This is a genomic window from Anaerotruncus sp. AF02-27 (assembly GCF_003465835.1).
GTDB lineage: Bacteria > Bacillota > Clostridia > Oscillospirales > Ruminococcaceae > Anaerotruncus > Anaerotruncus rubiinfantis.
The window spans coordinates 66,447-75,114 of the sequence record NZ_QSBX01000017.1 but is presented as its reverse complement, the minus strand read 5'-3'; the positions used below and the strand labels follow the sequence as shown (position 1 = coordinate 75,114).

Below are 8,668 nucleotides of genomic sequence, written 5' to 3'. Positions count from 1 at the left end.
TTAATTCTTGCCAATGGGGGATAGGGGTGTCCCAAAAGTACCGATACCGCCTCTTTACATCTTTATAAACGACTTCTGTTGACTATGCGCATCCGTTGGGATGGGAACGCAAAAATGCCCGCACGTGGCGGGCATTTGCGGAGAGGCAATATGAATTCCTGCCCGGGCATCGGGCAGTGAAGACAGCTTAACATACTTTATCAGGACTTCGCCCCTGATTCGTTCTTACTTAGTAAAGCGCATCCAAATACTGTATAACATCGAATAATGCGCCGGTGTCACAGGAGCTTACAACACGTCCGATCTCTTTCGCCTTCGGAACGCCATTTTCAGGGACAAATGCCTGTTCAACCTCACGAAACATTGAAAAGTCATTATAGTTGTCGCCTACCGCATAGAATCGCTTTTTTTGGGGGTAGTATTGCTTCAAAAATCTGACAGCCGCCCCTTTATCGCTTTGCAGGCTAAAGATTTCAAGAAAGACATCGCCTGAAGGAACCGCCTGAAACATATTCGGAAATGTCTCAAGCAGGCTGTGCTGCACGGCGCGGGTTTCCTGATGGCTGCCGGTGACGAACATCTTTAAAATTCCAGTTTCGGGAATATCTTTCACGGAAACATACTGAGGCGTTTCATGAAGCATTTTGATATGCATCTGCGTAATTTCGCTGTCCTGGAGAACGAATGCCTGATCGATCGTATAGCATTCAATTCCAATTTCCGAAAAATCGTCAAGTAAAAATTGGAGAACTTGATGCATTCCGGCAGGCAGTACATCGGCATGCAGCGCAGCTTGCTGTGTAGGGTCGTAAATCAAGGCACCATTAAAATAGATAGTGGGCATGCTGTGGTCTGGGAGGATTTCCCAAATATGTCTTGCTCCGTTTTTGGGCCTTCCTGTAGCAAGTACAAAAGAACCTCCTTGTTTCATAAAATATCGAAGTGCTTCTATGTTTTTTTGCGGGATTTGATTCGATTGATTCAGCAACGTTCCATCTCCATCGCTGATGAGCATGATATCCCGAAATTTTTTCATGGATACGGCCTCCATATTTATTCCGAAAAAGTCATCAAAATTTTAATGATGTCCCCTTTTTTCTCGCTGAGCATTTGCAATGCTTCCTGGGTTTGGGACAAATCTATTTTTTGTGTGACAAACATTGTTAAATCCAGACCATTGTTGATCATATTGGCCGCCATAGCGAAATGTTCCGAAGAATAGGTCATAGCGCCAACCAGGCGCTGCTCATTGAGAACCACGCTATAGCTATAAAACGGAATTTTTTCGGTGACCATTGCCACCATGCAGATTTCTCCACGTTTTTTTACAGAAGCGCTGGCTTGATCAAGAATATTTCCTGCTCCTGCGGCGATGAGAGCGGCATCGACTCCGCCGCCGTTGATCCGCTTTACTTCATTTGGGACATCAACTTTCGACGGATCTAGTGCGATTGCTCCAAGTTTTTCTGCTGACTTCCGGTTGAAGGGCGCCGTATCTGTACAGATGACGGTTTTATATCCCATCTGCTTTGCAACGGTCATGCACAGCAGCCCGATCGTTCCTGCGCCTAGAATGAGAATACTGTCTTTTGATACGCCGCTTAATTGATGCATTGCATGAACGGTTACAGCCAACGGTTCAATTAAGGTTCCCATTTCGAAGGAAACAGAATCCGCCAAAGGATAGAGCACTGATTCTGGTGCAACAAAATATTCAGCAAATGTCCCAAGCCACTGATCTGTACCGGGCACTATTTTATGTATGCAGTGGTTTACCATTCCATTGCGGCAAAATTCACATTGGCCACAACCGATCTGCGGTTCAACCGTGACCCGATCTCCCACCTTGAATTTCGAGACGTCAGCGCCAACCTCCACAATCGTACCTGCAACTTCGTGCCCCAATATAGCCGGAGGATTGCGGAACGCGTGAGTCCCTCGGAACAGATGAAGATCCGATCCGCATACACCTGCATTTTTCACTTGAATCAGAACTTCTTGAGGTCTACAGGCCGGACAAGGAATATCTTGAATCTCGACATGATAAGGTTCTGTTACAAACGCAGCTTTCATGATAGGATACAACCCCTTTTTTCTGTATGGTAAATTGACAGTTTTCTTTTTTCATTATAGAAAAGGAATGGATGGCTTTCAACTGTCGCGATTGGAAATAGTGTTTCAAATATAAACATATTATTATTTTTTTCATCTTATCGATTTATTTTAAAATATATGATATACTGGTCACATATTCCCCAAAATATAAAGCGGAGAGGGGTTGTGCCAGGAATGAAGCGGATTAAATTGTTAGCAATTGTTCCCTATGAAGGTTTGCGAGAGATCATCAACGAGTCTGCGAAAGCATTTGCTGATTTAGAAGTAGATACGTATATTGGAGATATGTACGAAGGCCTGCATATTGCTCAAGAGCTGCAGCATAATGGCTATGTTGCAATTATTTCCCGTGCAGGCACTGCGGAGCTTATTGAGACGGTTGCAAATATTCCCGTGATCCGAATCCAAATTTCGGTATGTGATATGCTCCGTGCCATCAAACTCGCTCAAAATTATATTGGAGAATCTGCGGTTGTCGGATTCAAAGCGATTGGCGATTGCGCCAAATCCATCTCAGATTTGATGCAATATTCTCTGGAAATCCATACGATTGATTCGGAAGACGATCTTAAAAATTGTTTCAGCGATTTGAAGGAACAAGGCATTAGCTTAATTATTGGCGATGTTATCACCACCTTGCACGCAAAACACTATGGGTTTAATACCATATTGGTCATGTCTGGCCGGGAAAGTGTAGACGCTGCTTTAGCGCAGGTTATTAACTGGTATGATACGATTGCCGAGAGCCGGCAATATGTTCAGGCGTATCGTAGCATTTTAGATCATTCCATGGAAATTACCCTTGTTTTCAACCCAAATGGGGATCTCTTTTATATGACACCTCAATTGCCAGTAGAAGATGAGCGACATTTGTCCATGTTTTTGTCGAAGTATGTTCCCGCACTGCAGGAAAGAGGGCGCATTTCTCTACTCAAAAAAGTGGGGAAAAATTATTGGAATATCCATGGCCACTGTATCGAACCTAAAAATCTGGTGGCATTTTACTGCAAACGTGGCGATGTCATTGGCAAGATTGACAGAGGATCTTTGACCTACCGGAACTACGATGATCTGCCCTACATAAATTTTGAAACATTTTATGCAAAATCGCCATGTCTAAAGGAAACGCTTGAAAATGCCAGAAAATACGGGGACTCCGCACTCCCCGTGATTATTTTTGGCGGAGTAGGTTCTGGAAAAGATGCGATTGCATATGCCACAAGCAGTAGAGGAGCGCTGCGGGATGCGCCATTTGTGAAGCTGGATTGTCAATTTATTGACGATAAACAATGGAAAATACTGCTTAAAGATCCGGACTCTCCTCTTGGCTATGAAAATTATACGATTTACATCAAAAATATGCAGTGCCTTTCCGAACAGCAAGCTTTGGCACTGGAAACTTATTTTGATAATACCTTGGTTTATAAAAGGAATCGATTACTTTTTTCTTATATTCCAAAAGCGCAAAATGCCTTTGAAAAGAGCACGCTTTTAGACTATATTTATGATAAAATTGGGGCGTTGCCTCTGTCGGCGCCCCGGCTTGATGAATATGCAGAAGATATCTCGAGCTTAGCTAGTATCTATTTGAATGAGTTAAATGTCCAGTTTGGCCGGCAAGTCATTGGATTTGAGGCGGGAGCCATTGAGATGATGGGAAATTTCCATTGGTTTGGAAATCTAAAACAGTTTCGCCATGTTATGAGAGAACTTATTATTCTTACAGAAGGCGATTACATTTCGAAAGCTGCTGTTGCTGCCGCTTTACAAAAGCAACTTGCACGCAACCTAATAGAAACGCCAAGCTTGGCATTGAATGGTACGTTATCAGATATAGAAAATAGCATTATACGCGCGGTTTTGGAAGAGGAAGGGATGAATCAATCAAAGGCTGCGAAACGTCTCGGTATTAGCCGAAGTACGCTTTGGCGTAAATTGTAGGACTCTAAGATCGACTTTACAATATTACAGTTTCCTTGCAGTTTGGATATCTCACTAAAATGTGTTTGATAACAATACGTTTTAGTGAGATATTTTTTTTATTTTTTCAAATTGTTTCAAAATGCTACGTTTTTGGGCAAGGAGTAAATTGACGCTTCAATTGTCTTAATTTAATATAAAGACACCGGGTCCTGGTCTTATTTTAGTGAATCCATCCAATTCTTTTTGGCGAACCACTTATAATTTTTTGGAAAATCAGAGCGCAGGATCGGGGAAGAGGTGTAAGTAGATCGATCGCTTTCCCTTTATTTGCAGATACCCGTAAATGTTTTCAATTATGAAAACAACTTCTACCTTCGGTAAACTTGTGCAGAAGCGCATGACTTTGAGCCCACAAAAAAATGATATTTTATTGAAAGGAGTTTTATTAAATGGAAATGAACGAAATTTTGTGGACAACAATTCGTTCCGAATTGGAGGATGCTGTAGGGCCGGACAATGTGGACTGCTCCATTGCAGACCGTATCACGCATGGAGTGGACGGTTTTTGGATCTCTCACATGCTCGTCGCCAACAACCGAATTCCTCCGATGCCCGATTTTGTTGTGCGGCCTAACTCCACAGAAGAAGTTGCTAAGGTCTTAAAGATCGCTAACTATTACAAGATTTCCGTGATCCCCTTTGGTGGCGCTTCGGGTTCTCAGGGTGGCATCGTTCCTGTCAGCGGAGGTGGAATCGCAATTGATATGAAGCGGATGTCCCGGATTCTGGAATTTGACGAGCAGTCCAATGTTGTCACCTGTGAAACAGGCATCAATTTCCAGCAGTTGGAGTGGTATGTCAACGAGAGAGGCTATTCCACTATGCATATTCCAAGCGCAATCACCTGCGGCACCGTTGGCGGTTTTTTGGCAAACAACGGCATGGGCGTTTTATCCACCAAATACGGAAAGATCGAAGATCAGTGTATAAGCGTGGAAATGGTACTGCCCAGCGGTCAAATTTTGCACACTGCTCCTGTTCCGAAACATTCCTCCGGCCCAGATATGAAGGCCCTGTTTATTGGCTCTGAGGGTACCTTTGGCATAATGACAAAAGCAAGTTTCAAGCTGTTCAAGCTGCCTGAAGCGCGCCTTTTTCGCGGTTTCCTTTTCCCCGATCTTACCAGTGGTATCGCAGCTGTTCGCGAAATGCTTCATGAATATAAGCCTTCGTTGATTCGTCTCTATGACGAAAGCGAAACCACCTCCATCATTAAGAAAATCGTGGGTGTCGGCCGTAAGGGCGCATTTATGAATATGGGTGTGGAAGGCCCTCGGGAGATTGCGGAAATTGAACTGCGCCGTTCCATTGAAATCTGTGCCAAACATGGTGGGGAGGATATGGGTTCTGAGTATGGCGAAAAGTGGTGGGAGAGCCGTGTTACATTCTTTTATCCCGACCATGTTTTTGCATATCCCCAGATGTTCGGTACCATTGACACTTTGGCTCGGTATAGCAAAATTGAGAATATCTACTGGGCTATGAAAGATGCCATTGAAAGCAAATATGACAACGTCAGATTTCTTGCGCACTTTTCTCACTGGTATGACTGGGGCGCAATGATGTATGGCCGATTCGTGGTGAACAATCCTACGGTGGTGGAACCCATTGAGGCTATTCGGTTACATAACCAGATGTGGCAGACTGGCCTGCATGCTGCGATTCAAGCCGGTGGTGTGGTTAATGACCATCATGGCACGGGACTTAAGCTTGGTAAGTTTATGAAGGAACAGTATGGCTCCGATATGTTCGTATTCGAAGGCCTGAAAAAAATGTTTGATCCCAATGGAATAATGAATCCTTACAAGATGGGCGTTTAATATTGGATTTCCGATAAGCTCCAATCATTTCAATTATTCATATAAGTAGGAGGATGAATCCATGTTTTCTCAGGATGCAAAAAATCATATTGCAGCTTGCCGTATCTGCTTCATGTGCCGGCACCTTTGCCCTATTGGTCTGGCAACCGGAAAAGAGGCGCACACGCCTCGTGGCAGAGCTATATTGGCTCAGTACAGTGATGGTTCTAATCAGGGTGCGGAAATTTTTAAAGAATCTGTTATTGATTTCTATCAGTGCGCCCTTTGCAACGCTTGCGCCGATTGGTGTGAAACCAGCTACGAGCCTGCCAAGTTTATCCGGGAGGCAAGACGCGAAGCGGTAGCGCAAAATGTGCTGCCTGAAAAAGTAGCTCCTGTTGTTGATCAGGTGTTGTCCACTGGCAGCCTGTTCGCAGAGAAAGAGGATATTGCCGCTTCGGCCGACGGCCTGCCCAAAACAGCGGATGTACTGCTTGTGTTGGGCGACACTGCCCGGGCCAAGACACCACAGATTGCAAAAGCTGTTGTCAGTCTGCTGAAAAAAGCTGGTGTCGATTTTACTCTATTGCGCGACGAACCGCCTGTTGGCGCCATGATGTACGATCTGATTGGTGAAACCGCTGAAGTCCAGGCTACGGCTAACACTTTCGCACAGGCTGTCGCTGAAACAAATTGTAAGCATGTGGTCGTTTTGGATCCCGCCGATGCAAAGATCCTTCTGGCGGATTATCCACGCTGGGATTGTACGCTGTCCGCGGAAGTACATACGGCGACTGCATATGTCGCTCAGCTTCTGAAAGAGAACAAGCTGGTTATTACAAAAAAAGCCGCCGATCAGAAGGTATGCTACCACGATCCCTGCCGGCTGGTACGTGATCTGGATGAGACGGAGCCCGCACGGGAAATCATTGCCGCTATGGGTGCCGAGATGCATGAAATTTTCCTGAATAAGACGAATACCAGATGCTGTGGCGGAGAATGTGTAGCTGCACACTCTCCCGAGATTACCAAGATGACTGCGAATGCGCGGCTTGTGCAGGCAAAAGATACGGGTGCCGAGACGATGCTTTGTGCTTGCCCAGGATGCTATGACATCTTTAGCGCCGGCCGTACAGAGAATTCCATTGAAATTGAGGATATCTTTGTTCTTCTTGACCGCTGTTGCTAAAAAAGAACCGAAGAAAGGGGATGTACACTGGATGAATAGTTATACAATCGGTGTAGACTTTGGCGGAGGCGCGGCAAAAGCGACTCTGCTCAGAGAAGATGGTACTGTTGTCACGACTTCTCAGCGTGAATATCCCACATACTACCCCGAGAACGGGTGGGCAGAGCATGACCCGGATGGACACTATGATGCGTTATGCTATTGCATTCGCACATTATTCGAGAAGTCCGGTGTTGCCCCGGATGCAGTGTCAGCTCTGGCAATTTCTGCGGGGTCTCAGCAAGCTGTCTATCTGGACGAAAACGACAGGCCCGTCCGCCGGGCGATCTATTGGAGTGATAATCGGGGCGCGGCCTATGCGCAGGACCTGTGGCAAAATCATCGTGACCTGGTATATTCCCAGTGCTTTAATGTGGCGGCTCCCAGCCGAACATTGACACATATGATGTGGATCCGGGATCATGAACCGGAGAATTATAAACGCATCAAAAAAATTCTGTTTATGAAGGACTACATTCGTTACCGTCTCACTGGCGACTTTGTCACCGACTTTATCGATGCTATGGGATCTTTGATGATGGATGTCCCAAATCGGAGATGGTCGGAGGAGCTCTGTGCTTTTGCGGGGCTCTCTCCCTCCATCTTGCCCAAGATTATCAATCCCGAGGATATCATCGGACCACTTACGCCGCAGGCGATCGCTGACACAGGTCTTAGCCCGCGCACAAAGGTCGTGACAGGATCGACAGATACGGTGCTGGAAGTCTATGCCAATGGAGCGATCAGTCAGGGGGACGCCACCATCAAGTTGGCGACAGCCGGTCGGATTTGTGTCATCACAGACCGGCATTTGGACGATCCCATGCTTATCAACTACCTGCACCTAGTCCCAGGCCTGTGGTATCCAGGAGCTGGCACCAAATCATGTGCATCTTCCTTCAGATGGTACCGGGATACGCTATCAGCAGGGGAGATGATGCAGGCGGAAAAAGACGGGCGGGACGCTTATGATCTGATGGATGAAATGGCGGCCGCCATACCTCCGGGGAGCGACGATCTCTACTTCCATCCCTATTTGCAAGGAGAAAACACCCCTTATTATGACAGTGACCTAAGGGCAAGCTTTATAGGCGCACGCCTTTTCCATACAAAGGCGCATTTTACAAGAGCGGTGCTGGAAGGCGTTGGTTACTCGATGAAGGACAGCCTTGACCGAGTGGTGAGCACGGGCGCAACGGTCAAACAGGCAAATATTCTGGGAGGCGGCGCAAAGTCTCCACTGTGGCGTCAAATCATTGCTGATATGCTGGGCGTAGAGCTTGTTATGACAAAAAACAGCGACTCTTCTCTGGGTGCGGCGATGTTGGCAGGCGTGGGAATCGGAATGTTCTCCTCTTATGAGAGCAGCGTGAAAACCTGTGTGAAACATGATCCCACAGTTCATGTGGTTCCAAATCCGGAGACGGCTGGGATTTATGCGGAGAAATTTAAAATCTATAGGGAAATCCATGATGCAATGGCCCCGGTTTATAAAAAGATCAGCAGACCATGATCTCCAATATCTAAAGTCTTGATAAAGCAA

Annotated in this window: 6 protein-coding genes; 4 read left to right on the top strand and 2 right to left on the bottom strand. The window is 45.9% G+C overall.

What is annotated here, in order from left to right; genetic code table 11:
* Positions 1-229 precede the first annotated feature (229 nt).
* Together DWV16_RS12975 and DWV16_RS12970 are read right to left on the bottom strand one after the other, a co-directional pair.
* Positions 230-1,036 (bottom strand): HAD-IIB family hydrolase, encoded by an 807-nt coding sequence (locus tag DWV16_RS12975; RefSeq protein WP_158572875.1) that lies wholly within the window; start codon positions 1,034-1,036, stop codon positions 230-232.
* Between the two features lie 17 nt (positions 1,037-1,053).
* Entirely contained in the window at positions 1,054-2,073 is a 1,020-nt protein-coding gene (locus tag DWV16_RS12970) for a zinc-binding dehydrogenase (RefSeq protein WP_118479628.1), read from the bottom strand.
* A 216-nt stretch (positions 2,074-2,289) separates the two neighbouring features.
* Between DWV16_RS12970 and DWV16_RS12965 the strand changes: the two genes are divergently transcribed.
* The 4 genes from DWV16_RS12965 (at position 2,290) to DWV16_RS12950 (ending at position 8,638) form a co-directional block, all read left to right on the top strand.
* Positions 2,290-4,056: a sigma-54-dependent transcriptional regulator gene (locus DWV16_RS12965; RefSeq protein WP_158572873.1), complete on the top strand. Its 1,767-nt coding sequence runs from the start codon at positions 2,290-2,292 to the stop codon at positions 4,054-4,056.
* Positions 4,057-4,487: 431 nt separating this feature from the next.
* Complete coding sequence (locus tag DWV16_RS12960; RefSeq protein WP_066454713.1) at positions 4,488-5,918, top strand: FAD-binding oxidoreductase; 1,431 nt, start codon at positions 4,488-4,490, stop codon at positions 5,916-5,918.
* Between the two features lie 61 nt (positions 5,919-5,979).
* Positions 5,980-7,086 (top strand): (Fe-S)-binding protein, encoded by a 1,107-nt coding sequence (locus tag DWV16_RS12955; protein WP_118479624.1) that lies wholly within the window; start codon positions 5,980-5,982, stop codon positions 7,084-7,086.
* Positions 7,061-8,638 carry a xylulokinase gene (locus tag DWV16_RS12950; RefSeq protein WP_158572872.1) on the top strand — a complete coding sequence of 526 codons (1,578 nt, stop codon included), beginning with the start codon at positions 7,061-7,063 and terminating at the stop codon, positions 8,636-8,638. The genes DWV16_RS12955 and DWV16_RS12950 overlap by 26 nt, the downstream gene beginning before the upstream one ends.
* Positions 8,639-8,668: the final 30 nt, after the last annotated feature.

Coding starts and splice junctions, on each gene's coding strand:
- DWV16_RS12975 (WP_158572875.1), bottom strand. CDS start 1,036: ATGAAAAAATTTCGGGATATCATGCTCATCAGCGATGGAGATGGAACG.
- DWV16_RS12970 (WP_118479628.1), bottom strand. CDS start 2,073: ATGAAAGCTGCGTTTGTAACAGAACCTTATCATGTCGAGATTCAAGAT.
- DWV16_RS12965 (WP_158572873.1), top strand. CDS start 2,290: ATGAAGCGGATTAAATTGTTAGCAATTGTTCCCTATGAAGGTTTGCGA.
- DWV16_RS12960 (WP_066454713.1), top strand. CDS start 4,488: ATGGAAATGAACGAAATTTTGTGGACAACAATTCGTTCCGAATTGGAG.
- DWV16_RS12955 (WP_118479624.1), top strand. CDS start 5,980: ATGTTTTCTCAGGATGCAAAAAATCATATTGCAGCTTGCCGTATCTGC.